We start from the raw sequence: 24,491 nt of genomic DNA, 5'->3' as shown, positions 1-24,491 counted from the left end.
CATGTTTCAGATTATGAAAGCGAATAAGGTGATCGACTTTATGCGCTGGTCGAAAGGAGCCTTCTTCCTGTCGGCCCTAATGATTATTGCGGCGATTGCGACCGTGACGACCCAAAAGCTGAACTGGGGCCTGGATTTCACCGGTGGTACGCTGATTGAAGTCGGCTTTGAAAAGCCGGCGGATCTGGGCAAAATCCGTGACTCGCTGGAAGTGGCCGGTTTTGGTGATGCAATTGTGCAGAACTTCGGTACGGCACGTGATGTCATGGTACGTCTGCAGCCGCGTGAAGATGCTCAGGGCGAGAAGCTGGGTAACCAGATTATTGATGCCCTGCGTACCGGCACCGGGCAGAACGTAGAAATGCGTCGGATTGAGTTCGTGGGCCCGAACGTGGGTGACGAGCTGGCTGAAGCGGGTGGTTTGGCGATCCTGGTTTCCTTGATCTGTATCTTGCTTTACGTATCCATGCGTTTCGAATGGCGTCTGGCAGCCGGTGCGGTATTGGCACTGGCACACGACGTGATCATCACCATTGGTATTTTCTCATTCACACAGATTGAGATTGACCTGACTATCGTTGCAGCTCTGCTGACCGTGGTCGGTTACTCCCTGAACGATACCATTGTTGTCTTCGACCGTATTCGTGAAAACTTCCGTAAGATGCGTAAAGGCGATGCAGCGGAAATCATGAACAGCTCGATCACTCAGACCCTGAGCCGTACGCTGATCACCTCAGCGACGACGCTGTTTGTGGTGATTGCCCTGTTCGTGAAAGGCGGCAGCATGATCCACGGCTTTGCGGCAGCCCTGCTGATTGGTATCACGGTTGGTACATATTCTTCTATCTATGTGGCTTCTGCACTGGCGCTGAAACTGGGGATCACCCGTGAGCACCTGATGCCGCCGCAGGTAGAAAAAGAAGGCGAAGAGTTTGATGCCATGCCTTAAGGCACGGCAGCGAAAACACACGTTGTTCTGAATGGAAAATCCGGGCCTGGCCCGGATTTTTTTATCTCTGTTGGAAACGATTGATTGCTTTCGCTTTTTAGTGCGTTTTATTTGTTGAGGATCACGCTAAGGCAGCAGTGATAGGGGGGCAGATCGCACGCTAATTAGCCATGACCGTCAGGGCGCATCGCTTTCGTTATCGCTGGCGGCATTGCCAGTCGCATGACCCATGTCAGTATCCTGCGGATTGGCGTTATCCGCATTGCGCTCAGGTTTGGTGGCAGCAGTTTTTATCGGGTCAGTTTTTTTATTGCCAGTCTTCTCACCGTCTGTCTTTTTACCGCTTGTATTTTCACCGTCTTCTACATCGCCTGTTTTCTCATTGTCTTTGTGCTCACGGCTGGTTTGAGGTGGCACCAAGTCGGACAGATTCTTAATATGGATATCCCGCTGCGGGAAAGGAATGGACACGCCGTGATCGGTGAGCTGTTGGTAGATCTCAAACAGCAGATCCGATTTGACCACAAAGACCTGGCGGATGTCCCGGATAAAGCAGCGCAGTTCAAACAGCAATGCGCTGTCGCCCATTTCACTGAATATCACCACCGGAGCGGCGGGGTAACTCAGCACCATGTCGTGTTGTTTGGCGGCATCAATCAGCACCGATTTCACCACCTTCAAATCACTGCCATAGGCAACACCAATTTTAACCACTAGCCGGCCATGACTGCTGCGCAGCGTCATGTTCTTCACAATGCCGGCGATCAGATCTGAATTGGGAATCACCACATCATGCAGGTCAAACGTTTCTATCCGGGTGGAGCGTACCGCGATTTTTTTCACAAAGCCGGAGTAACCGGACACTTCAATCCAGTCGCCTTCTTTTATCGGGCGCTCAATCAGCAGAATGATCCCGGATACAAAATTGGAGACGACCGTTTGCAGGCCGAAACCTATCCCGACTGACAGCGCACCGGCAACTACCGCCAGGCTCGACAAGTTAAGCCCGGCAGCTGAAACCGCGATCAGTGCCGACAGAGTGTAGCCGACGTAGCCGACGCCGGTGATCAGCGCGGTACGGGCACCTGCATCGGTTTTGGTTTTGGGCAGCACCGAATGACGCAGTACATACTGCAGCCAGCGGGTGGCAACAACACCGACAAACAGCACGGTAAACAGGGTCAGGATAACATTGAGAGAGATTCGGGCATCGCCCAGCTCAATACCTTCTGAGAGCAGGCGCCATATTTCAGCAATATCTGTCAGCCTTGCGCCCCAGGTCATCGCCAGTAGCGGCGCCACAATCAGGGTGATGAGCGCTATCAGAAAGAAGGGGATCAGGCCATGCTGGCTGTCGCCCGGCACATCACTCTGATCATCATCCTGATCGCCAAAGCGCGCCATCAGGCCCAGTATCCCGTAGTAAACCACCATAGCAAACGCGATGAGACCAATCGACACCACCATCGGGATAATGGCCTGTCTGGCTAAGTTATCGTAACCAATTGAAACGAAAAGCACACTCAGAATACTGGAGGCTTTCATCAACACAATAAGGGCTTTCAGGACGCCGCTGCTGACCGTATCGGTATGTTCACCTTCGGTCGACTGGTCCTGTTCAACGGCTTTGCTGAGGATCAGAGCCAGTCGCCACATCAGCAAGCTTCCGAATACGATAACCGGGAGGGTAAAGACGGCGGTTGAGGCCGGGCTAAAGGTATAGTCGAGCTGTAACGCATCTATCAGAGAAATCAGACAGATGAACAGCCCGAGCAGTACACAGGTACGTAAGCCGCGGCGGGCCACGGAATCTGTGATGCTGATGATGCGCTGATCTGGTGTTCGCGGCCGGAATATCAGGAATCCCAGCCAGTAACTGATCACCAGAAACAGCGCCATGAAAGGCATCGCCGCAATAACTGTGTTCACCGATGTCAGCCGCAGACCTGAGACCAGAAAGGCGGTGTAAATGGCGAGGAAACTCAGAATTGGAAACAGTAAATGCAGACATGCAGCCATCAGGCTGACCAGAAAGGCGAGGCTCTTTTTCCTGATTTTACGGATCGCGATCTCTGACTTTTCAATTATCCGCGGCTGGATGATCGCAATCAGTAAAACAGCCAGTACGATTAGGGCAATAGATAAGGGTAGCGCTGCCAGCAGCTTGTGCTTTCGTTCTTCGTCACTCAGGTAAACCTGAAATTCCTGGCTGACTTTATCCGTAAAGGTATGCCATTCCGTGACCGCCGTTTCCCAGTGGGACGGCACTAAAGGTGACGGGCTTTTATTGAGCCATTCCTGAGTGGTGTTTTTCCGGATCCTGGAGTCAATTTCGCTGATCAGCAAATTGGCCCGCTCGTAAGCCCCTTCGGAATAAAAGCTGGGGCCGCTGGCGATGGCCAGCGATTGTTCGAGGTTTGCACGCCGCTTGGCGGTCACTTCAGCCTCGCTTTCTCCCTCGGCCGGAGGCGGCCCCAAAGCATCAAGCTGGGCTTCTAATGTCCGGACTTCAACATCTTTATAGTTCGCAATTTTATAGGCTTGATCTCGTTGCTCCGCCAGCTGTTGTCGGATAGCTTCGAACTGACCATTGGTGGTGTTTTTATCGAACAACAATTGCTCGGCTTTTTTCGCGGTTTTCTCCCAGGAGATATATGGCTCCTGCTGACTGAAGTCTGCGCCATACGTGAGCACTGACCCAAGCAGCAACAGTAGCCATAAGAAATGAGTGAGTACCGCAAGCCCCCCTGAGCCTCGAAGGAACGAGAGCCATCCAGTCTGGTCAGTGCGCATGCGTGACTCCTTCTCGTTCCGGCTGTCAGGTAGGCCGGGTGGAAATGACGGATATTTTAGAATAAGTCAAAAATAGGCAGGCCGCCTGAGCAGGAGTGCGAACGATGGGTATGGAGGGGGAAATCAGGGCCAATCAAGAAGAGGCATCGGACGGCGGAAGAAAGTAGCAATAGAAGAAGTAATAAAAGAAGAGAAATAGGATCAGGCACGAGAGCCATGAGGGCTCTGAAGCACGGCAAGACGAACCGTGGTTAAGCAAAAAAAACGCCCCGGCATTTGCCGGGGCGTTTCGAAACAGGCACTCAGTCAATGAGCGACTCTGGCATTATTTTTTCAGCGCGTCGCTGCCGTGTTCACGGATTTTGCTCAGCAGAGGCTTAACAACACGTGCGTTACCAGCAACCAGGTTGCCAGTACTCATGTAGTTAGTGTTACCAGTAAAGTCTGCACAGATAGCACCAGACTCACGAGCAATCAGTTCACCGGCTGCGATTTCCCAAGGTTTCTGACCCAGCTTGAAGACACCGTCAACGCGGCCAGCTGCCAGGTAACACAGGTCTAGTGCAGTAGAACCGCTCTGACGCATGTCATCACACTCAACAAACAGAGCGCTCTGGATTTTCATGTAGCTTTCAGCATGTTGTTTTGCTGCGTAAGGCAGGCCAGTTGCCAGTGTCGTACCAGTCAGGTCACGTGGTTGAGAAGCACGGATACGCTGGCTGTTCAGCTGAGCACCAGAACCACGGGTTGCTGTGAACAGTTCGTTGCGAGATGGGTCGTAAACGGCGGCAACTTCTGTACGGCCACGCATACGCAGGGCTACAGAGATAGCGAAGTGCGGGTAACCGCGAACGAAGTTTTTGGTGCCATCCACTGGGTCAATGATCCACTGACATTCTTTGTCTTTACCGTCATAATTGCCAGTTTCAGCACCTACGATGCAGTGATCAGGATAAGACTTACGAATAGTGTCGATAATGATAGCTTCTGCTTCATGATCGATATTGGTAACAACATCAGTACCTTTATTTGCGACTTCAATAGTCTGCGGTTTTTCTAGTGATTTAATGACATGGTCACCAGCCTTTCGCACAGCGCGAATGGCGATGTTTAGCATCGGATGCATAGGATCTTCCCAACGGATGTTAAAGAACTAAAAAGCGGCGGCGAGTATATCAGAGCTTGAGCAAAAGGGAAGTGGTTATTTTTTGCACGCTAACGGTTACGTCAGGAAAAGTGATGCGTTTTTATTCGTTTAATTCACGCAACCGCAGAGTGCAACCTTGTTTTTACAGGTTTTCACCTATTTTAAAAACTCTGTGTTAGAATCTGTCGGTTCACTATAAGCGAGTCGGAAGTTACACCCCCATGTTAGAAAAAGTCAGTGTGGTTCTTGTTGGTACATCACATCCGGGCAATATTGGTTCGGCTGCCCGAGCAATGAAAGTGATGGGACTGACCAATCTGGTGCTGGTCGACCCTGCCTGTGAGATTGACGAAACTACGTACGCACTGGCTGCCGGGGCGTCTGATATCGTTGAGAATGTCCGGATTGTGGCAACCTTGGATGAAGCCATTGCCGACTGCGGTCTGGTAGTCGGTTCCAGTGCCCGTTCGCGCACCTTGGAGTGGCCTCAGCTGGATCCGCGTCAGTGCGGTATCCGCACCGTTAAAGAAGCCGCCAACCATTCGGTGGCGATTTTGTTTGGTCGAGAGCGTACGGGCCTGACCAACGAAGAGCTGCAACGCTGCCACTTCCATGTCTACATTCCTGCCAATCCGGAATACAGTTCCCTGAACTTGGCGATGGCGGTTCAGACCATCAGCTATGAAATCCGGATGGCACATCTCGACAGCCAGCAATATGCCGGTCAGCCAGAGGATGATGATTATCCTCGAATGAAAGAACTCGAACAGTTCTACCAGCATCTGGAGCAAGTCGCGACGCGAACCGCGTTTATTGCTCCGGATAAACCAAGCATGGTCATGACTAAAATGCGCCGATTGTTTTCCCGTGCGAGGCCTGAAGCGCAGGAGCTGAATATCCTGCGTGGAATTCTGTCTTCCATAGAAAAATCTCTTTTTAAGTAATGCTAGTAGGCATACAAACTGAATGGTTAAATGTCTGAGTAAATTGCTCAGGTATATACTTGACCATTTTACTCGGGTATGCGACACTCCTCCCATGAACAAACGTGGGTAGCGGTGTGTTATGAGATTGACATCAAAAGGAAGATACGCAGTCACAGCCATGCTGGATGTGGCTCTGCATTCTCAGGATGGTCCTGTTCCACTGGCGGATATTTCTGAACGTCAGGGGATTTCACTATCCTATCTGGAACAACTGTTTTCACGCCTGCGCAAGGCTGGTCTGGTTGCCAGCGTGCGTGGTCCGGGTGGTGGTTACCGCCTAGGCGAAGATGCCAATAATATTGCTGTTGGTATGGTGATTGCCGCAGTCGATGAATCAGTCGACGCGACGAAATGCCAGGGTAAGGGTGATTGTCAGGGCGGAGTACGCTGCCTGACCCATACGCTGTGGCATGATTTAAGCGCCCGTATCAGCGGCTTTTTGAACAACATCACTCTTGGTGAGTTGATGCAAGATAATGACGTACAGGAGATCTCTGATCGACAGGATCAAATCCTGAAGAAATCGTCATTTGGACACAAAAATACACACGACAGCACCGCTATCGGTGTCGATGTTCGCTCCTAGAGAACTAGACGTCCGTGTTTTCGGAGATGAAGATGAAACTGCCAATATATTTTGACTATTCCGCTACTTGCCCGGTCGACCCTCGCGTTGCAGAGAAGATGATGCAATGCCTGACGATGGATGGAAACTTCGGTAACCCGGCTTCTCGTTCTCACCGCTTTGGTTGGCAGGCTGAAGAAGCGGTTGATACTGCTCGTGAGCAAGTTGCTGATCTGCTGAATGCAGACCCGCGCGAAATCGTATTTACATCAGGTGCGACTGAGTCAGACAACCTGGCCATTAAAGGTGCTGCCCACTTCTATGACAAGAAAGGCAAGCACGTTATCACCTGTAAAACAGAACACAAAGCGGTTCTTGACCCATGCCGTCAGCTGGAGCGTGAAGGCTTCGAAGTGACGTACCTGGAGCCTGAGTCTAACGGTCTGATTGACCTGGCTAAACTGCGTGACGCTATCCGTGAAGACACGGTGCTGGTTTCTATCATGCACGTGAACAACGAAATCGGTGTTATTCAGGACATCGCTGCTATTGGCGAAATCTGCCGTGAGCAAAAAGTGGTTTTCCACGTGGATGCTGCTCAGTCTGCGGGTAAGCTGCCTATCGATGTTCAGGAAATGAAAGTTGACCTGATCTCGCTGTCTGCGCACAAAATCTACGGTCCGAAAGGTATTGGCGCACTGTACGTTCGCCGTAAGCCTCGTATCCGTCTGGAAGCGCAAATGCACGGTGGCGGCCACGAGCGTGGTTTCCGTTCCGGTACGCTGGCAACTCACCAGATTGTCGGTATGGGTGAAGCATTCCGAATTGCTAAAGAAGAGATGGAGCAAGATTACCAGCACGCTCTGGTTCTGCGTAACCGTCTGCTGGCAGGTCTGGAAGGTATGGAAGCGATGACCATCAATGGTGATCTGGAACAACGCCTGCCAAACAACCTGAACATCAGCTTCGCGTACGTTGAGGGTGAATCTCTGCTGATGGCGCTGAAAGATCTGGCTGTTTCTTCTGGTTCTGCCTGTACATCGGCAAGTCTTGAGCCTTCTTACGTACTGCGTGCGCTGGGCCTGGACGATGAACTGGCACACAGCTCAATTCGCTTCTCTTTCGGTCGCTTCACGACTGAAGAAGAAGTAGACTACGCAGTTTCGCAAATCCGCGGCGCGGTAGAGAAACTACGTGAAATGTCTCCGCTGTGGGATATGTACAAAGAAGGTATTGACCTGAACACGGTTGAGTGGGCACACCACTGATATAGCGGTCATCACGTATTTGAGGAAACTGTCATGGCATATAGTGAAAAAGTAATTGATCATTACGAGAACCCGCGTAACGTTGGCTCATTTGACAAAAATGACAAAAACGTTGGTAGCGGCATGGTGGGTGCACCAGCCTGTGGCGACGTAATGAAACTTCAGATCAAAGTATCTGAAGACGGCATCATCGAAGATGCGAAATTTAAAACCTACGGCTGTGGTTCAGCTATCGCGTCAAGCTCACTGATCACTGAATGGGTGAAAGGTAAGACCCTGGACGAAGCTGCTGCAATCAAAAACTCTGCGATTGCGGAAGAGCTGGAACTGCCACCGGTTAAAGTTCACTGCTCGATCCTGGCGGAAGATGCAATCAAAGCCGCAGTTAGCGACTACAAGAAAAAGCACGAACAATAATAACGTTTTAAGGGTTGTTGTATGGCCATTACAATTACTGAAGCGGCAGCAAGTCGCGTCGCTAGCTTCCTAGAAAACCGAGGAAAAGGCATCGGCCTGCGACTGGGTGTACGCACTTCAGGCTGTTCAGGAATGGCCTACGTCCTTGAGTTTGTCGACCAGCTGGACGAAGGCGATCACGTCTTCGAAGAAAAAGGTGTCAAAATTATCGTTGATGCCAAAAGCTTGGTTTACCTCGAAGGGACAGAGCTGGATTTTGCCAAAGAAGGATTAAATGAAGGCTTTAAGTTTAACAACCCTAACGTTTCCAGCGAATGCGGTTGTGGTGAAAGCTTCAACGTTTAATCGCTGAGTCAACGGAGCCTGATTGCTGCCCTCCGGCGGTTATCAGGTTCTGTTTTTCTGGATTCAGCTTTACAGTTACTGACGTGATATGAATCATTTTGAACTCTTCGGGCTACCTTTTCAGTTTGAGCTGGACGGTAGCCTTCTTGCAAATCAGTTCCGGGAATTACAGCGCCGTTTTCACCCTGACAATTTCGCAACGGCTTCAGAGCGTGATCGTCTGATGGCTGTGCAGAAAGCCGCTCAGATTAACGATGCATTCCAGACGCTGAAGAATCCGATCTCCCGCGCTGAGTACATGCTGGCAGAGCGAGGGGTGGAGATCCGGGGCGAACAGAAGACCCTCCAGGATCCTGTCTTCCTGATGCAGCAAATGGAACTGCGTGAAACTCTGGAAGATATCCCGCAAGCCAGTGATCCCGAAGCGGCACTGTTTGATTTCGAGCAAGAGGTCACCGCGCTTTATAAAGCGAACATGGCTGATCTTGAGCAACGACTACTAGATGAAAACTGGGAAACCGCAGCCGACGTCGTGCGCAAGCTGAAGTTTATTGTTAAGCTGCGTGATGAAGTTGAGCGTTTGGAAGACAGCCTGCTTGACTGATCTTTTCCAAACCCGGTACTAACTCCACAGGAACAAACATGGCACTGTTACAGATTGCTGAACCCGGCCAAAGCGCTGCCCCGCACCAACATAAGCTGGCGGTGGGCATTGATCTGGGTACCACCAATTCACTTGTAGCTGCGGTTCGCAGCGGCACCACCGAAACCCTGAAAGATGAGCTGGGGCGATCGACTTTGCCTTCGGCCGTGCACTATAGCGAAGCGGGCATTGTTGTCGGCCATCAGGCGCGTGACATTGCTCAGCAGGACCCTGCCAATAGCATCATTTCAGTGAAACGTATGATGGGTCGTTCGCTGGCGGATATCCAGCAGCGTTATCCGCAGTTGCCATACCAGTTTAAAGCGACCGACAATGGTCTGCCGCAATTGGTGACCCGTGCGGGCGAGGTTAACCCGGTACAGGTTTCTGCCGAAATTCTAAAAAATCTGAACGAGCGTGCTCAGGCTGCACTGGGTGGTGAGCTGACCGGTGTGGTTATCACTGTGCCGGCTTATTTCGATGATGCGCAGCGTGCCGGTACCAAAGATGCGGCTAAACTGGCGAACCTGAATGTGCTGCGTTTGCTGAACGAGCCAACGGCGGCTGCGATTGCCTACGGCCTGGACTCTGGTCAGGAAGGCGTGATTGCGGTTTATGACCTGGGTGGTGGTACGTTCGATATCTCAATTCTTCGCCTGTCCAAAGGGGTGTTTGAAGTGCTGGCAACCGGTGGCGACTCGGCACTGGGCGGCGATGACTTCGACCATCTGCTAGCGGACTGGATCGCCGAGCAGGCGGGCGTGACCGCCGCGCTGTCTGCGCAGCAGCAGCGCCTACTGCAAGATGTCGCTCAACAGACGAAAGAAGCTCTGACTGACAGCGACAGCGTGGCAGTGGATGTGCTGGGCTGGCAGGGTAAGGTAACCCGCGCACAGTTTGAGACACTGATTCAGCCGCTGGTGAAGAAAACCCTGATGTCCTGTCGTCGTGCGCTGAAAGATGCGGATGTAACGACTGACGAAGTGATCGAAACCGTCATGGTTGGCGGCTCAACCCGCGTACCACTGGTGCGTGAGATGGTTGGTGGTTTCTTCGGTAAGACACCACTGACGTCAATCAACCCGGATGAGGTGGTGGCGATCGGTGCTGCGATTCAGGCTGATATCCTGGTGGGTAACAAGCCGGACTCTGAGATGCTGCTGCTGGATGTGATCCCTCTGTCATTGGGTATCGAAACTATGGGCGGCATGATTGAAAAAATTATTCCGCGTAACACCACAATCCCTGTGGCTCGTGCCCAGGAGTTCACCACCTTTAAAGATGGTCAGACAGCGATGTCCGTACATGTGGTGCAGGGTGAGCGCGAAATGGTGGATGACTGCCGTTCACTGGCCCGCTTTACACTGCGTGGCATTCCGGCCATGGCGGCCGGGGCTGCTCATATCCGCGTGACCTACCAGGTTGATGCAGACGGCCTGCTGTCTGTGACCGCGATGGAGAAAAGCAGTGGCGTACAGTCGTCTATCCAGGTTAAGCCGTCTTACGGCCTGACCGACGATGAAATTGCGACCATGATTCGCGATTCTATGGCTCACGCACAGGAAGACAAAGACGCCCGTGCACTTGCCGAGCAGCAAGTTGAGGCAGATCGCGTGCTGGAAGGTCTGATTGCCGCGCTGGCTCAGGACGGGGATACCCTGCTGAGCAAAGAAGAGCGCGAAGAGCTGGAAGCCGTCATGATGGAACTGGTTCAGCTGCGTCAGGGTACAGACCCGCGTGCAATTGAAGCCGGTATTAAGAAAACAGATAAAGCAAGCCAGGAATTTGCGTCTCGTCGGATGGATCAGTCTATTCGTCGCGCACTGGCTGGTCATTCGATTGATGAGGTTTAGGCATGCCTAAGATTGTTGTATTACCCCATGATGAACTGTGTCCGGAAGGTGCGGTGCTGGAAGCCAATACCGGTGAAACAGTCCTGGATGTGGCGTTGAAAAATGGGATTGCTATTGAGCATGCCTGTGAGAAATCGTGCGCATGTACAACTTGCCACGTGATCATCCGTGAAGGCTTTGACTCGCTGGAAGAAAGTGACGAGCTGGAAGACGACATGCTGGATAAAGCATGGGGTCTGGAGCCGGAATCACGTCTGGGCTGTCAGGCTCGCGTGGCGGATGAAGACCTGGTGGTTGAAATCCCGAAATACACGATCAATCTGGCGTCTGAAGGCCACTGATTGTGACTCTCTGCCGGCGCCCTGTCGCCGGCAGATCCGCTACACTAAAACAATTCCAACCTTGGCGTGTGCCGCTGTCCGGCAACGGTGTACCCTCTGAGCAAACGAGTAAGGAGTATCGTATGGGCTTGAAATGGATTGATTCTCGCGAACTGGCGATTGAGCTTTCTGAGCTGCACCCTGATGTTGACCCGACCACAATCCGTTTTACCGATCTACGGGAATGGATTCTGGAACTGGAAGACTTCGACGACGATCCGAAACACTGCAGTGAACGCGTGCTGGAAGCCGTGCAAATGTACTGGATCGAAGAAGCAGAATAATCTGCGGCTGCCCCTCTCTTTTTCTACGCTAAACGCTTCTCTTCCTCAGCCGAGGATCTGATCTTGCTCTTAGTCTCGTTGTAAACAACTTGTTTATTTATCGGGAGCAAGGCAGAGTATTCAATATTCTGAAAATAGAGTTAAAGACAAAATATTTAACTCTATTGTTCCGGTTATTTACGGTTAAATCGCCCGAAATCGAATGAAACCGACGGTGACCCCCTTGGTAAAGTCAGTGAGCGCCCCCATACAGGCTGTTATATCCGATAACAGTGTTGTCATGCCTTTGTTACCTCACGGCGTTACAGCGAGGATTACCGGAAACAGACGTCAGGACGTTTAACCGACTTTGTGTCTTTCCTCATCACATACAGGGAAGGCGACCAACCCAAGGAGTAATTCATGTCTGCCAAAATGATTGTTCAACTGTCCAGGGAAGCTGCTGATGAGAAGTGGGGCAGCAATGCTCTGGTGACGTTCGTCGGAGAAGGGGCGCTGGTTCACCTGAACGATGACAACCTGTTGGATACCATTCAGCGTGCCGGCCGTAAGCTGGACGGTATGGGCATCAAGCAGGTACAACTGACTGGCGAAGGCTGGGATCTGGAAGCGATCTGGTCATTTATTCAGGGCCACCGCACGACCAAACCGGGTAACGAAGTGAGCTGGGAAGGTCTGTCAGAGGCAGACGAAGCGGAACTACAGGCGCGCCTGATGGCAACTAACTGGGTTCGTGAAATCATTAACCAGCCGGCAGAAATCATTCGCCCGTCACAACTGGCTACCCGTGCCGGTGAATTCATCAAGTCTCTGGCTCCGGAGCACGTCAACTACAAAATCATCAAAGGTAATGACCTGCTGGATGAAGGCTGGGTGGGCATTCACACTGTCGGCCGTGGCTCTATTCATTCTCCGGCAATGCTGCGTCTGGATTACAACCCGACCGGCAACCCGGATGCACCGGTTCACACCTGCCTGGTTGGTAAAGGCATTACTTTCGATTCAGGCGGTTACAGCATTAAACCGTCGGGCAGCATGTCAGCGATGAAAGCGGACATGGGCGGCTCGGCATTGGCGACGGGTGCGCTGGCACTGGCCATTGCACGTGGCACTAACAAACGTATCAAGCTTATCCTGTGCTGTGCGGAAAACATGGTTTCCGGCAATGCTTTCAAACTGGGTGATGTGATCACTTACAAGAACGGCAAAACCGTTGAAGTGCTGAACACCGACGCAGAAGGACGTCTGGTTCTGGCTGACGGCCTGATTTATGCCAGCTCGCAGAATCCTGAACTGATCATCGACTGCGCGACCCTGACCGGCGCGGCGAAAAATGCGCTGGGTAACGATTACCACGCGCTGTTCAGCTTTGACCATGCTTTGGCACAAAAAGCCCTGATGGCAGCCAGCGAAGAGCATGAAGGTCTGTGGCCGCTGCCGTTGGCTGAGCAGCACCGCAGCATGATGCCATCCAGCTTTGCCGATCTGGCGAACATCTCACAAGGTGAGTTCATGCCGGGAGCAAGCACCGCTGCGGCCTTCCTGTCTTACTTCGTGGAAGACTACAAAAACGGTTGGATGCACATCGATGCCAGCGGTACCTACCGCAAGTCGGCCAGCGATAAGTGGGGCACTGGCGCAACCGGTATGGGCGTGCGCACCCTGGCTAACATCCTGTGTGATGAAGAGTAATTACTCATTAACCAAGTTAACGGTGGCTGCCTGAGCGGGCGGCCGCAAAAGGAAGAAAAGATATGTTAAGGATTTCACTCTCTGCAGACACTTACTCGGGTATCTGGGGTGATAACGCACTGGTGTCTTATGAAGCGGAAGGGGCGGTAATTCACTTTTCCGGTGATTTCCCGCTGCGTCGTATTCAGCAGGCGGCACGTCAGTTGCAGAGCCAGGGGATTAACAGCGCCAGCCTAGAAGGTACTGGCTGGAGCTATGAGCGCCAGTGGGCGTTTTACTGCGGCTTTGCCAATACGAAAACCCAAGTTGAACTACGCTGGGCATCCATTGATGAAGATGAGCTGGAACTGCTGAATGCTCGTCGCCGCAGTGCAGACTGGGTACGTCAGGTGGTGAACGCAACGCCAGAAGCAATGTATCCGGAGAAGCTCGCGGAAGAAGCGATTGCGTTTCTAGGCGGTATTGCCGGTGATGCGATCAGCCACGAACTGATTGTGGGAGATGCACTGGTTGATCACGGCTGGATTGGTATCCACAGCGTGGGTCGTGCCAGCAGCCGTCCGCCAGTCATGTTGACGCTCGATTTCAACCCGACCGGTAACGCTGACGCGCCGGTAGCGGCGTGCCTGGTCGGTAAAGGGATCACGTTTGACTCTGGTGGTTACAGCATCAAGTCGAGCGAAGGCATGGTCACCATGAAGTGCGATATGGGCGGAGCCGCGACCGTGACCGCGGCACTTGGCTACGCCATTGAGCAAGGTTTGCGTCAACGTGTGAAGTTGATCCTGTGTTGTGCGGAAAACATGATTGCCGGTAACGCCTATAAGCTTGGTGATGTGTTAACGTACAAGAACGGCCTGAGCGTTGAAATCGTGAATACCGATGCCGAAGGGCGTCTGGTTCTGGCCGATGGCCTGATTGCTGCTACCGAAACTAAAGCGCCGCTTGTGATTGACGCCGCGACGTTGACCGGTGCAGCTATGATGGCCGTAGGTAGTGATTACAACGCTTTGTTTGGACTGGACAAAGAACTGGTGTTTAAGGCGCAGCAACTATCTGAACTGGTGAATGAGCCAGCTTGGCCGCTGCCGCTGGAAAAATGGCATCAGGGTCACTGTCCGTCATTCTACGCAGATACGGCTAACAGCCGGGCGCAGAAAGGTGGGGGTATGGGCGGGGCATCGAATGCCGCCGCGTTCTTGTCCCGCTTTGTAGATACAGACAACAGCAGCTGGGTACACTTTGACCTGGCTTCCTGCTTCCGTGACAGCGGAGACAGCCGTTGGGCAGCAGGGGCGACAGGTTTAGGCGTCGCGAACATTGCAGCACTGTTGCTGCAGTAAACGCGACACGCGTTGTTTCCTCGATGGGAAGCCATAAAGGCGCTATGTCAGGACTGGCTGGTCGGCTTCCCTCTGAACGATTCAAAAGGAACAATAATAATGACAATTGAAAGAACATTTTCCATCGTAAAACCGGACGCTGTAGAACGTAACCTGATTGGTGCTATCTATCAGCGTATCGAAAGTGCTGGGCTGAAAATTATTGCCGCGAAAATGGTGCACCTGTCTGAAGACAAAGCGAAAGGCTTTTATGCTGAGCACGAAGGCAAACCGTTTTATGATGACTTGGTTGCCTTCATGACATCGGGCCCTGTAATGGTGCAGGTGCTGGAAGGCGAAAATGCGATTGCCCGCTACCGCGAGCTGATGGGTAAAACCAATCCGGAAGAAGCGGCATGCGGCACGCTGCGTGCAGATTACGCGCAAAGCATGCGCCTTAACTCGGTACACGGCTCTGACAGCCCGGTTTCAGCAGCGCGCGAAATCGCTTACTTCTTTGCCGAAGACGAAATCTGCCCTCGCTAATGAAGCTGCCCTTGTAAATTATTGGTACAAACGGCGGCGTTGATGCTGCTATCAGAATCTGACGGGAAGCCTGGCTTCCCGTTTTTTATGCCTGCTCGCCAGGCACGAGACGCAGTGTTTTTCTCCTGACGCTGCCAATGTGTTAACAAGTGGAAACTCGCAGGCAAAGCCTGTACAATTTCGCGCCTTAAATCCAAACTGAAATTCAAGCCGATGACGGCGGGGTTTCAGTCCCTAAAAGGTCCTGTCGTAAGCCATAATATGCAGCTTACCCAAGGTACAGATAACGTCACGCATGAGTAAAGAGGCAACAACCGATGACAACTGTTAAAACTAATCTGCTGGATTTTGATCGCCAAGGGCTGCGTCAGTATTTCGCCGATGAACTGGGCGAAAAAGCCTTCCGTGCCGATCAGGTTATGAAGTGGATTTACCATTTCGGTTGTGATGACTTCGACCAAATGACCAACATCAACAAGAAGTTGCGTGAAAAGCTGAAGTTGGTGGCGGAAATCCGTGCCCCGGAAGTATCAGAAGCGCAGTATTCGAGCGATGGTACTATCAAGTGGGCGATGCGTGTGGGTTCGCAGGACGTTGAAACGGTATACATTCCGGAAGACGATCGCGCCACGCTGTGTGTGTCTTCTCAGGTTGGGTGTGCGCTGGACTGTAAATTCTGTTCAACGGCACAGCAGGGCTTTAACCGTAACTTGAAAGTCTCTGAAATCATCGGCCAGGTTTGGCGTGCAGCCAAAGAAGTCGGTGTGGAAAAAGAAACCGGCCGTCGCCCAATAACCAACGTGGTGATGATGGGAATGGGTGAGCCGTTGCTGAACATGAAAAACCTGATCCCGGCACTGGAAATCATGCTGGATGATCTGGGCTTTGGTTTGTCAAAGCGTCGCGTAACGGTATCAACCTCTGGCGTGGTATCTGGTCTGGATCAGATGACAGGCAAAATCGACGTGGCACTGGCGATTTCACTGCATGCGCCAACGGATGAGTTGCGTTCTGAAATCATGCCGATTAACGATCGCTGGAACATCGAAGATTTTCTGGCTTCGGTACGTCGCTACATTGCGTCGTCCAATGCTAACCGTGGCCGTGTGACCGTTGAGTACATCCTGCTGGATCACGTCAACGATGATATGGATCACGCGCGCCAGCTGGCTCATACCCTGCGCGATACACCGGCGAAAATTAACCTGATCCCGTTTAACCCGTACCCGGGGTCACCGTACAAGAAGCCAAGCAACTCCCGTATTGACCGTTTTATGAAAACGCTGATGGAATACGATTTCACCGTCACCGTTCGTAAAACCCGTGGTGATGACATTGATGCCGCATGCGGACAATTGGTTGGCGATGTGATTGACCGCACGAAACGCACCCAAGCTAAGCTTCAAAACGGTGAACAAATCCCGGTAAAATCAGTCTAATAGACGATCATTCAGCCAAACCATCAGGTTTGGCTGAAATTTACTGAGGACAAAGGAGCGGCTGGCCATGGTACGGTGGACGATGTACCTATTATTGTGTAGTTTAACGGTCGGATGTGTTACGGTCGATCAAGCTGGCACAACGAAACAGGAAGTTGATGAGGTAGAGGCGGCCGAAGCCCGAATCACCTTAGGTCTGGGATATCTGGACAATGGCCAGTGGCAGCGAGCCCGAGATAATCTGGAACGTGCGCTGGAATATGCACCGAAATACTATCGTGCCCAGAATGCCATGGCCTACTATTATCAGAAGGTTGATGAACCTGATGCCGCAGAAGCCATGTATCAGCAGGCGCTGCGGGATTCGCCAAAAAATGGCGACGTAAGGAATAATTATGGCGTATTCTTGTGTGGACAGGGACGCTATGAGGAAGCGATTGATGCTTTCGAAAAAGCCATCAAGCAACCGTACTACTATCTGACTTCGGCCAGTTACGAAAATGCCGCGTTATGCAGCCTGAAAAAGGGCAGCGATTCTGAGGCAAGGGATTACTTTTCCAAAGCCCTGTCGTATGACCCATATCGGCCTAAATCCATGCTGCAGCTTTCTAAGATGGACATTGAAGCGGACAACCTGAACGAAGCCCGAGTACGGCTGTTTAAATTTAATAACAGGTACGGGTACAACCCTGACAGTTTGTGGTTGTTGATCCAACTGGAGCAAGAGGCCGGTCGAGAAACATTGGTTGACAAGTATGCTGGCCTTCTGAAAGAGAAGTACCCGGACTCCAAGCAATATCAAAATTATCTAGCCAATGAATACTGAACAGAACGAAGAACACTCAACAGAAGAGGCCATTCTTCCCGGCGATATGCTGCGTCAGGCTCGTGAGAAATTAGGCTATTCGCAGAAGGATGTTGCCAGCCGATTGAGGCTCCGCCTCTCGGTGGTGAACGATATTGAACAAAATAATTTTGAGCAGGCGCAACTGGCCACGTTTACACGTGGCTATGTGCGTTCATATGCCAAGTTTGTCGGGCTTAACGATGCGGAAGTGATCGCGCGGCTTGACCAGCTGGGTCATGCTCCGCCTCAGGAGCAGGAGATGCAGAGCTTCTCCCGCCGTACCAAGCGTGAAGCGCACGATAATCGTATCATGCGCCTGACTTGGGTATTGGCGATCCTGTTTATCGGTTTGACCGGCATGTGGTGGTGGCAAAGCCTGCAGATGGCACCCGAGACCGATGTCTCCGCTTCGCTGGAGCAGTCGGCCCAGCCGCTGGATGAATCACTGGCCGTTGGCGTAACCCGTCAGCCGTCGGCAACCACGCTTTCTCCGGATGCTAACCCGTCAGAAGAAGCCAGTGTGGTAACAACGTTTGGCAATGAGCCGGTCAATCCGGTAGACAGCCTGACGGCCAACGAGCCGAAAGCCGAATTTGCTGACAGCTTTACCGCGCCGGAGCCTGCGACAGAGACGGCACCGGTCGACAGCGCTGACAGCCTGGCTGCTGAAATGAATAATGAAGTCACGGATGAGCAGGAAATCGCTGCCGCCGCATCGGACCTTGAACTGAGTTTCACCGGCGACTGCTGGATTGAAATTCGTGATGCCAACGGCAAACGCCTTGACAGCGGTATCAAAAAGTCCGGTGATGTATTGAAACTGGATGGGGACGCGCCGTTCCGAGTGGTGCTGGGTGCGCCGGGTGTGGTAACCATGAGTTTCAAAGGCGAGCCTGTCGATTTGAGCAGGTACCCTGCTGGAAAAGTGGCGCGATTGAAACTGCCGCAGTAAACAGAGTGAATGTAATGCATAACGAGTCTCCAATTAAACGCCGTCCATCAACCCGTATTTATGTCGGTAATGTCCCTATTGGCGACGGAGCACCTATCGCGGTGCAATCGATGACGAACACCCGCACGACCGATGTTGACGCAACCGTTGCCCAGATCAAGTCGCTGGAAAACGTAGGTGCAGACATTGTGCGTGTCTCTGTGCCGACCATGGAAGCTGCGGAAGCTTTCAAACTGATCAAACAGCAAGTGAATGTGCCGCTGGTGGCAGATATTCACTTCGACTACCGTATTGCCCTGAAAGTGGCGGAATACGGCGTGGACTGTCTGCGTATCAACCCGGGTAACATTGGTCGCGAAGACCGTATCCGTGCGGTGGTAGACTGCGCCCGTGACAAAAATATCCCGATCCGTATCGGGGTCAACGGCGGTTCGCTGGAACAAGACCTGCAGCTGAAATACGGTGAGCCAACACCGGAAGCGCTGGTGGAATCAGCGATGCGCCATGTCGACATTTTGGATCGCCTCAACTTTGACCAGTTCAAGGTCAGTGTGAAAGCCTCCGATGTGTTCCTGGCGGTTGAGTCTTACCGCATGCTGGCCAAACAAATCAACCAGCCGCTGCACCTGGGTATTACTGAAGCCGGTGGTGCCCGTGCCGGATCGGTGAAATCGGCGGTAGGTCTTGGTATGCTGCTGGCAGAAGGAATCGGTGATACCCTGCGTATTTCTCTGGCGGCTGATCCGGTTGAAGAGGTGAAAGTCGGTTATGACATCCTCAAGTCACTGCGTATCCGCTCTCGCGGCATCAACTTCATCGCGTGCCCGACTTGTTCACGTCAGGAATTTGATGTGATTGGCACTGTGAACGAACTGGAACAGCGTCTGGAAGACATTACCATCCCTATGGATGTTTCCGTGATCGGTTGTGTGGTTAACGGTCCGGGTGAGGCGGAAGTGTCTCATCTCGGGGTTGCCGGTGGTAACCGCAAAAGTGCATTCTACGATGACGGTATCCGTCAGAAAGAGCGCTTTGATAATGACAACATGATTGATCAGCTGGAAGCCAAAATCCGCGCCAAAGCATCAATGCTGGATCTGAACAACCGGATTGATGTGACAGAAAAATAACGTTATTTGCTGTGAATCGCGCCGGTCTTGACCCGGAGCGGTTCACAGTTTGCGTTATAACCTATATATTCAACTCCAATCTCCCATCGGTTAACGAGAATAAACGTGGCGAAACAAATTCAAGCAATTCGAGGCATGAACGATTGCCTACCAACTCAGTCTCCGCTTTGGCAAAAAGTGGAAACGACGATTAAACAAGTTGTCAGCGCGTACGGTTACAGCGAAGTCCGTATGCCTATCGTTGAATCAACGCATTTGTTCAGTCGTGCGATTGGTGAAGTTACGGATGTTGTTGAAAAGGAAATGTATACATTCGACGACCGCAACGGTGACAGCCTGACACTGCGTCCTGAAGGCACTGCGGGTTGTGTGCGTGCGGGTATCGAGAACGGCCTGCTGTACAACCAGGAACAGCGTCTGTGGTACACCGGCCCGATGTTCCGCCACGAACGTCCGCAAAAAGGCCGTTACCGTCAGTTCCACCAGTTCGGTGTGGAAGTTTTCGGCCTGAACGGCCCAGACGTTGACGCTGAGCTGATCATGATGACAGCCCGCCTGTGGCGTGAGCTGGGTATCGACAAGCATGTCCGTCTGGAACTGAACTCGATCGGTTCACTGGAAGCCCGTGCAGACTACCGCCAGGCTCTGGTTGCGTTCCTGGAACAGCATATTGATGTGCTGGACGAAGACTGCAAACGCCGTATGCATACCAACCCGCTGCGCGTGCTGGATACCAAAAACGCCGCGATTCAGGAAATCCTGGTTGATGCGCCTAAGTTGTCTGACTACCTGGACGAAGAATCCAAGGCACATTTTGCCGGATTATGTGAACTATTAGACGCTGCTGGCATCGAATACCAAGTAAATGAACGTCTTGTGCGTGGTCTGGACTACTATAACCGCACCGTGTTTGAGTGGATCACTGAAAGCCTGGGTTCTCAGGGTACCGTTTGTGGTGGTGGTCGTTACGACGGTCTGGTTGAACAACTGGGTGGTCGCGCGACACCGGCTGTCGGCTTTGCGATGGGCCTGGAACGTCTGGTACTGATGATGGAAACTCTGGAACTGACAGATGTACGTCGTCCGGTTGACGTCTACATGGTTACCGCTGGTGAAGGCACCATGATGGCTGGTCTGAAACTGGCTGAGAAACTGCGTGAAGAAGTGGCGGGTCTGCGAGTGATGACTCACTTTGGCGGCGGCAACTTCAAGAAACAGTTTAAGCGTGCCGATAACGTTGGTGCTGTAGTCGCACTGGTTCTGGGTGAGAATGAAATTGCCGAGAACACTGTAGTGGTAAAAGATCTGCGTGGTGGCGAACAAACCACAATGGCACAGGACGAAGTGGCCGCTAAGCTGGCTGAATTGATTTAAGAGAGGACAGGAAGTGGACGGCAATATCACAGAAGAACAACAAGTTGAACAGATTAAAGCTTGGTGGAAAGAAAACGGTAAGGCCGTTGTTCTCGGTGCTGTGATTGGTCTGGGTGGACTGGCTGGCTGGCGCTATTATCAGGCGGAAGTTCAGTCAGCCAAGGAGCAGGCATCTGATGCTTATACTCAGGTGATCAATGCTCTGGAAGCCGGCAGTGAAAACGCCGTTGCGGATACTCAGGCATTTATCGCTGGCCATGAAAGCTCCCAGTACGCAGTACTGGCAGCTTTGCAGCTAGCTAAAGTTCAGGTGCAAAGCGGCGATCTCGATGCGGCGGTAACACAACTGAACTGGGCGATCAGCAACACTAAAGATCAGGCAATTCTGCCTGTTGCACAGACTCGTCTGGCTCGCATCTATACTGAACAGGATGCGTTTGATAAAGCGCTGGCGGAGTTGGATAAAGTGACCGCCGAAAGCTGGAAGGGCAAAGTGGCCGAACTGCGTGGCGATGTCCTGCTGCAAAAAGGCGATACCCTGGCTGCTCGTGAAGCCTATGTCAGCGCTCAGCAATACGGTGCCTCTCCGGCGCTGCAGCTGAAGCTGGACGATTTGGCACAGTAGGGTAGACGTCGATATGCAGAAGGTGTTGAAGCAAGCGATCTCTGTTGCCCTGGCTGTGGGGCTGCTGGCCGGTTGTGCCAGTGAGGAAGATAATATCCAAATGGCTCCGTTGCCTGAGGTTGAAAGTGCATTTACTCCGACGCAAAGCTGGAGCACGTCAGTTGGGGATGGCATCAGCCATTTCTTCTCCAAACTGACGCCGGCGCAGGGTTACGGCAAAATTTTTGTTGCTGACCGTGTTGGACTGGTGAAAGCACTGGACCCGGAAACCGGTGACCTGATTTGGGAAAAGGATCTGGAAACGGACATTCCGGCCCGTCTTGCGGGTGGTATCAGCCTGTCATACGGCAAAGTGTTTATCGGCTCTGAAAATGCGGAAGTGATTGCACTGGATGAAGAAACGGGTGAGCTGGTATGGCGTCATCCGGTTGAAGGTGAAGTGCTGTCAAAACCGTTGGTCGATGAAGGTCTGGTGGTTGTTAACACCAGCCGCGGAGTCCTGCAGGCACTGGATGCAGAAACGGGGCAGAGCCGTTGGCAACTGGGCAGTGAAGTGCCGACCCTGACGCTGCGAGGCGACAGCTCACCAGTGTCTATTTCCGGTGGGGTGTTCTGGGGCATGGCGAATGGCCGTCTGGCTGGTGCTTTGCTGAACAATGGTCAGATGCTGTGGCAACAGCCGATTGGCTCACCCAAAGGTGCTACCGAGATTGATCGCCTGATCGATGTCGATGCGACACCGGTCATCAGCGGTGAGCGCCTGTATGCGGTCGGTTACAACGGTAACCTGGTGTCAATTGACCTGCGTACAGGACAAGCCGCCTGGAAGCGTAACTTCTCATCAGCAACGGATTTCGTGGTTGATGGTAGCCAGGTATACCTGATTAACGATCAGGACCATGTGGTTGCAGTGGATGCCCGCAGCGGTACGCCGTTGTGGACAAACAATACCCTAGAATACCGTTTGTTGAGTGCTCCGACTGTGATTAACGGCTACCTGGTTGTTGGTGACAGTGAAGGGTATCTGCACTGGCTGGATCGTTATACCGGTGATTTCGTGGCACAGCAGAAAACAGATGGCAGCGGCATTGCGGTACCACCGCAGGTACTGCCTGACGGATACCTGGTAATGACCCGTGATGGTCGTATTTACAAAATGCAAATGCCGTAATTTGTCGTTATAATACGCGCCATTCTCATTTCTCGGCTCCTGCTGTGGATACAGTCAGGAGCCGTTGTTGTTATATCCGTTCGCGATATTATTGTCGGATGAAGGCAGAGCGAAGGCTCGCTGGAGGCAAGAATGAATGGAAAATATGTCATTAAGACTATGAAAAGTAAGAGGTAGTTATGATTCCTGTTGTTGCCCTTGTCGGGCGCCCAAATGTGGGTAAATCGACGTTATTTAACCGTCTTACCCGGACTAGGGATGCGCTGGTAGCTGATTTTCCTGGCCTAACAAGGGATCGTAAATACGGTAAGGCCGAGTTAGAAGAGCACGAATTTATCGTGATCGATACCGGCGGTATTGACGGCTCTGAAGAAGGCGTCGAAACCAAAATGGCCGAGCAGTCGCTGGCGGCGATCGAAGAAGCGGACGTGGTTCTGTTTCTGGTCGACGGTCGTGCCGGTCTGACCGCTGCGGATGAAGCGATTGCCAAGCATCTGCGTAGCCGTGAAAAGCCCACTTTCCTGGTGGTGAACAAAATTGACGGTATTGATGGCGACAGTGCTTGTGCAGAATTCTGGCAGTTGGGTGTTGATGCAATGTACCAAATCGCAGCGGCACAGAACCGTGGCGTAACCGCGCTGATGGAGCGTGCGCTGGCACCGTTTGCAGAAAACCTGAAGGCGAAAGAAGCTGAAGGCGAAGAAAGCGATGAAGTACAGATCGAAGATCTGACATCGGTTGAAGACATCGAAAAAGCGAACCTGTCAGAAGCTGATGCGGAAGCCGCTTACAAGCGTCTGCAAGAGCAGCCGATTAAGCTGGCGATCATCGGTCGTCCTAATGTCGGTAAATCTACCCTGACCAACCGTATTCTGGGCGAAGAGCGCGTTGTAGTGTTCGATATGCCGGGTACAACCCGTGACTCGATTTACATCCCGATGGAGCGTGATGGCCAGGAATACGTCCTGATCGACACCGCGGGTATTCGCCGTCGTAAAAATATGCACCAAGCGGTAGAGAAATTCTCGGTTATCCAAACCCTGAAAGCCGTTGAAGACGCCAACGTGGTGCTGCTGGTTATCGATGCCCGCGAAAACATCTCGGATCAGGATCTGAGCCTGCTGGGCTTTGCTCTGAATGCCGGTCGTTCACTGGTTATTGCCGTCAACAAATGGGACGGTCTGGATAACGAAGTGAAAGAGCGCGTGAAGTCTGAGCTGGATCGCCGTCTGGGCTTTGTAGACTTTGCCCGTATCCACTTTATTTCTGCCCTGCACGGTACCGGTGTGGGTCACCTGTATGAATCCGTACAGGAGGCTTACCAATCTGCCACGAAGCGTATCAGCACATCAATGCTGACCCGTATTCTGCAGATGGCGCAGGATGATCACCAGCCGCCGATGATCCGTGGCCGCCGTGTGAAACTGAAATATGCGCACGCAGGGGGCTATAACCCACCGATTATCGTGATCCACGGTAACTTGGTGAATGAGTTGCCTGGTTCGTACAAGCGTTACCTGATGAACTACTACCGCAAGTCACTGGAAATGATGGGGACGCCGATCCGTATCCAGTTCCAGAACAGCGAAAACCCGTTTGAAGGTAAGAAGCAGAAGCTGACTATTTCTCAGGAGCGTCAGCGTAAACGTCTGACCAATGTCCTGAAAAACCGTGATAAGTAATACTTACCGTTTTTGCTGAATGTTAAGCCCGGCCAAGCGCCGGGCTTTTTGTTATCATGCTTAGCAGTTCGAACAATGAAG

23 protein-coding genes are annotated in these 24,491 nt (G+C 52.2%); 21 read left to right on the top strand and 2 right to left on the bottom strand.

Annotation, left to right across the window (positions count from 1 at the left end; translation table 11 throughout):
• The first annotated feature begins 1 nt into the window (after nucleotide 1).
• Nucleotides 2-949 (top strand): protein translocase subunit SecF, encoded by a 948-nt coding sequence (gene secF / locus FH974_RS12415; RefSeq protein WP_047886590.1) that lies wholly within the window; start codon nucleotides 2-4, stop codon nucleotides 947-949.
• 177 nt (nucleotides 950-1,126) lie between these two features.
• Here the strand turns inward: secF and FH974_RS12410 are convergent, their stop codons facing one another.
• Together FH974_RS12410 and suhB are read right to left on the bottom strand one after the other, a co-directional pair.
• Nucleotides 1,127-3,742, bottom strand: coding sequence for a DUF3772 domain-containing protein (locus FH974_RS12410; RefSeq protein WP_053061907.1), 2,616 nt, complete (start codon nucleotides 3,740-3,742; stop codon nucleotides 1,127-1,129).
• Nucleotides 3,743-4,067: 325 nt separating this feature from the next.
• Nucleotides 4,068-4,868, bottom strand: a complete 801-nt coding sequence (gene suhB / locus FH974_RS12405; RefSeq protein ID WP_047886591.1) for an inositol-1-monophosphatase — start codon at nucleotides 4,866-4,868, stop codon at nucleotides 4,068-4,070.
• A 242-nt stretch (nucleotides 4,869-5,110) separates the two neighbouring features.
• Here suhB and trmJ point away from each other — a divergent pair, with 242 nt between their 5' ends.
• The 20 genes from trmJ (at nucleotide 5,111) to der (ending at nucleotide 24,410) form a co-directional block, all read left to right on the top strand.
• Nucleotides 5,111-5,833, top strand: coding sequence for a tRNA (cytosine(32)/uridine(32)-2'-O)-methyltransferase TrmJ (gene trmJ / locus FH974_RS12400; protein WP_047886592.1), 723 nt, complete (start codon nucleotides 5,111-5,113; stop codon nucleotides 5,831-5,833).
• A gap of 121 nt (nucleotides 5,834-5,954) precedes the next feature.
• Nucleotides 5,955-6,461 (top strand): Fe-S cluster assembly transcriptional regulator IscR, encoded by a 507-nt coding sequence (iscR, locus tag FH974_RS12395; RefSeq protein ID WP_047886593.1) that lies wholly within the window; start codon nucleotides 5,955-5,957, stop codon nucleotides 6,459-6,461.
• 32 nt (nucleotides 6,462-6,493) lie between these two features.
• Entirely contained in the window at nucleotides 6,494-7,708 is a 1,215-nt protein-coding gene (locus tag FH974_RS12390) for an IscS subfamily cysteine desulfurase (protein ID WP_047886594.1), read from the top strand.
• Between the two features lie 33 nt (nucleotides 7,709-7,741).
• The gene (iscU, locus tag FH974_RS12385) at nucleotides 7,742-8,125 is read left to right on the top strand and encodes a Fe-S cluster assembly scaffold IscU (protein WP_047886595.1); all 384 of its coding nucleotides are present in this window, start codon (nucleotides 7,742-7,744) and stop codon (nucleotides 8,123-8,125) included.
• A gap of 21 nt (nucleotides 8,126-8,146) precedes the next feature.
• Nucleotides 8,147-8,470: an iron-sulfur cluster assembly protein IscA gene (iscA, locus tag FH974_RS12380; protein ID WP_047886596.1), complete on the top strand. Its 324-nt coding sequence runs from the start codon at nucleotides 8,147-8,149 to the stop codon at nucleotides 8,468-8,470.
• An 88-nt stretch (nucleotides 8,471-8,558) separates the two neighbouring features.
• Complete coding sequence (gene hscB, locus FH974_RS12375; protein WP_047886597.1) at nucleotides 8,559-9,074, top strand: co-chaperone HscB; 516 nt, start codon at nucleotides 8,559-8,561, stop codon at nucleotides 9,072-9,074.
• 38 nt (nucleotides 9,075-9,112) lie between these two features.
• Nucleotides 9,113-10,966, top strand: a complete 1,854-nt coding sequence (gene hscA, locus FH974_RS12370; protein ID WP_047886598.1) for a Fe-S protein assembly chaperone HscA — start codon at nucleotides 9,113-9,115, stop codon at nucleotides 10,964-10,966.
• Between the two features lie 2 nt (nucleotides 10,967-10,968).
• The gene (gene fdx, locus FH974_RS12365; RefSeq protein WP_047886599.1) at nucleotides 10,969-11,307 is read left to right on the top strand and encodes an ISC system 2Fe-2S type ferredoxin; all 339 of its coding nucleotides are present in this window, start codon (nucleotides 10,969-10,971) and stop codon (nucleotides 11,305-11,307) included.
• Nucleotides 11,308-11,429: 122 nt separating this feature from the next.
• Complete coding sequence (gene iscX, locus FH974_RS12360; RefSeq protein WP_047886600.1) at nucleotides 11,430-11,630, top strand: Fe-S cluster assembly protein IscX; 201 nt, start codon at nucleotides 11,430-11,432, stop codon at nucleotides 11,628-11,630.
• A 402-nt stretch (nucleotides 11,631-12,032) separates the two neighbouring features.
• A complete protein-coding gene (gene pepB, locus FH974_RS12355; protein WP_047886601.1) occupies nucleotides 12,033-13,322 on the top strand; it encodes an aminopeptidase PepB in 1,290 nt (429 codons plus the stop codon).
• A 62-nt stretch (nucleotides 13,323-13,384) separates the two neighbouring features.
• Nucleotides 13,385-14,665: an aminopeptidase PepB gene (pepB, locus tag FH974_RS12350; protein WP_047886602.1), complete on the top strand. Its 1,281-nt coding sequence runs from the start codon at nucleotides 13,385-13,387 to the stop codon at nucleotides 14,663-14,665.
• 99 nt (nucleotides 14,666-14,764) lie between these two features.
• Entirely contained in the window at nucleotides 14,765-15,190 is a 426-nt protein-coding gene (gene ndk, locus FH974_RS12345) for a nucleoside-diphosphate kinase (RefSeq protein ID WP_047886603.1), read from the top strand.
• A 317-nt stretch (nucleotides 15,191-15,507) separates the two neighbouring features.
• On the top strand, nucleotides 15,508-16,629 hold the full coding sequence (gene rlmN, locus FH974_RS12340; protein ID WP_047886604.1) for a dual-specificity RNA methyltransferase RlmN: 1,122 nt from the start codon (nucleotides 15,508-15,510) through the stop codon (nucleotides 16,627-16,629).
• Between the two features lie 67 nt (nucleotides 16,630-16,696).
• The gene (gene pilW, locus FH974_RS12335) at nucleotides 16,697-17,455 is read left to right on the top strand and encodes a type IV pilus biogenesis/stability protein PilW (protein ID WP_047886605.1); all 759 of its coding nucleotides are present in this window, start codon (nucleotides 16,697-16,699) and stop codon (nucleotides 17,453-17,455) included.
• Complete coding sequence (gene rodZ / locus FH974_RS12330; RefSeq protein ID WP_047886606.1) at nucleotides 17,445-18,428, top strand: cytoskeleton protein RodZ; 984 nt, start codon at nucleotides 17,445-17,447, stop codon at nucleotides 18,426-18,428. Before pilW ends, rodZ begins: the two co-directional genes overlap by 11 nt.
• A gap of 14 nt (nucleotides 18,429-18,442) precedes the next feature.
• Nucleotides 18,443-19,558, top strand: coding sequence for a flavodoxin-dependent (E)-4-hydroxy-3-methylbut-2-enyl-diphosphate synthase (gene ispG, locus FH974_RS12325; protein WP_207103317.1), 1,116 nt, complete (start codon nucleotides 18,443-18,445; stop codon nucleotides 19,556-19,558).
• 105 nt (nucleotides 19,559-19,663) lie between these two features.
• Complete coding sequence (gene hisS / locus FH974_RS12320) at nucleotides 19,664-20,932, top strand: histidine--tRNA ligase (RefSeq protein WP_047886608.1); 1,269 nt, start codon at nucleotides 19,664-19,666, stop codon at nucleotides 20,930-20,932.
• Between the two features lie 13 nt (nucleotides 20,933-20,945).
• On the top strand, nucleotides 20,946-21,557 hold the full coding sequence (locus tag FH974_RS12315) for a YfgM family protein (protein WP_047886609.1): 612 nt from the start codon (nucleotides 20,946-20,948) through the stop codon (nucleotides 21,555-21,557).
• 13 nt (nucleotides 21,558-21,570) lie between these two features.
• A complete protein-coding gene (gene bamB / locus FH974_RS12310; protein ID WP_047886610.1) occupies nucleotides 21,571-22,728 on the top strand; it encodes an outer membrane protein assembly factor BamB in 1,158 nt (385 codons plus the stop codon).
• A 179-nt stretch (nucleotides 22,729-22,907) separates the two neighbouring features.
• Complete coding sequence (gene der, locus FH974_RS12305) at nucleotides 22,908-24,410, top strand: ribosome biogenesis GTPase Der (protein WP_047886611.1); 1,503 nt, start codon at nucleotides 22,908-22,910, stop codon at nucleotides 24,408-24,410.
• The last annotated feature ends 81 nt before the right edge of the window (nucleotides 24,411-24,491 follow it).

This window comes from Photobacterium ganghwense (genome assembly GCF_017329545.1).
GTDB lineage: Bacteria > Pseudomonadota > Gammaproteobacteria > Enterobacterales > Vibrionaceae > Photobacterium > Photobacterium ganghwense.
This window is presented reverse-complemented; position numbering and strand designations above follow the sequence as displayed.

Excerpts from the sequence above, each read along its gene's own strand:
- secF (WP_047886590.1), top strand. The coding sequence starts at position 2 with ATGTTTCAGATTATGAAAGCGAATAAGGTGATCGACTTTATGCGCTGG.
- FH974_RS12410 (WP_053061907.1), bottom strand. The coding sequence starts at position 3,742 with ATGCGCACTGACCAGACTGGATGGCTCTCGTTCCTTCGAGGCTCAGGG.
- suhB (WP_047886591.1), bottom strand. The coding sequence starts at position 4,868 with ATGCATCCGATGCTAAACATCGCCATTCGCGCTGTGCGAAAGGCTGGT.
- trmJ (WP_047886592.1), top strand. The coding sequence starts at position 5,111 with ATGTTAGAAAAAGTCAGTGTGGTTCTTGTTGGTACATCACATCCGGGC.
- iscR (WP_047886593.1), top strand. The coding sequence starts at position 5,955 with ATGAGATTGACATCAAAAGGAAGATACGCAGTCACAGCCATGCTGGAT.
- FH974_RS12390 (WP_047886594.1), top strand. The coding sequence starts at position 6,494 with ATGAAACTGCCAATATATTTTGACTATTCCGCTACTTGCCCGGTCGAC.
- iscU (WP_047886595.1), top strand. The coding sequence starts at position 7,742 with ATGGCATATAGTGAAAAAGTAATTGATCATTACGAGAACCCGCGTAAC.
- iscA (WP_047886596.1), top strand. The coding sequence starts at position 8,147 with ATGGCCATTACAATTACTGAAGCGGCAGCAAGTCGCGTCGCTAGCTTC.
- hscB (WP_047886597.1), top strand. The coding sequence starts at position 8,559 with ATGAATCATTTTGAACTCTTCGGGCTACCTTTTCAGTTTGAGCTGGAC.
- hscA (WP_047886598.1), top strand. The coding sequence starts at position 9,113 with ATGGCACTGTTACAGATTGCTGAACCCGGCCAAAGCGCTGCCCCGCAC.
- fdx (WP_047886599.1), top strand. The coding sequence starts at position 10,969 with ATGCCTAAGATTGTTGTATTACCCCATGATGAACTGTGTCCGGAAGGT.
- iscX (WP_047886600.1), top strand. The coding sequence starts at position 11,430 with ATGGGCTTGAAATGGATTGATTCTCGCGAACTGGCGATTGAGCTTTCT.
- pepB (WP_047886601.1), top strand. The coding sequence starts at position 12,033 with ATGTCTGCCAAAATGATTGTTCAACTGTCCAGGGAAGCTGCTGATGAG.
- pepB (WP_047886602.1), top strand. The coding sequence starts at position 13,385 with ATGTTAAGGATTTCACTCTCTGCAGACACTTACTCGGGTATCTGGGGT.
- ndk (WP_047886603.1), top strand. The coding sequence starts at position 14,765 with ATGACAATTGAAAGAACATTTTCCATCGTAAAACCGGACGCTGTAGAA.
- rlmN (WP_047886604.1), top strand. The coding sequence starts at position 15,508 with ATGACAACTGTTAAAACTAATCTGCTGGATTTTGATCGCCAAGGGCTG.
- pilW (WP_047886605.1), top strand. The coding sequence starts at position 16,697 with ATGGTACGGTGGACGATGTACCTATTATTGTGTAGTTTAACGGTCGGA.
- rodZ (WP_047886606.1), top strand. The coding sequence starts at position 17,445 with ATGAATACTGAACAGAACGAAGAACACTCAACAGAAGAGGCCATTCTT.
- ispG (WP_207103317.1), top strand. The coding sequence starts at position 18,443 with ATGCATAACGAGTCTCCAATTAAACGCCGTCCATCAACCCGTATTTAT.
- bamB (WP_047886610.1), top strand. The coding sequence starts at position 21,571 with ATGCAGAAGGTGTTGAAGCAAGCGATCTCTGTTGCCCTGGCTGTGGGG.
- der (WP_047886611.1), top strand. The coding sequence starts at position 22,908 with ATGATTCCTGTTGTTGCCCTTGTCGGGCGCCCAAATGTGGGTAAATCG.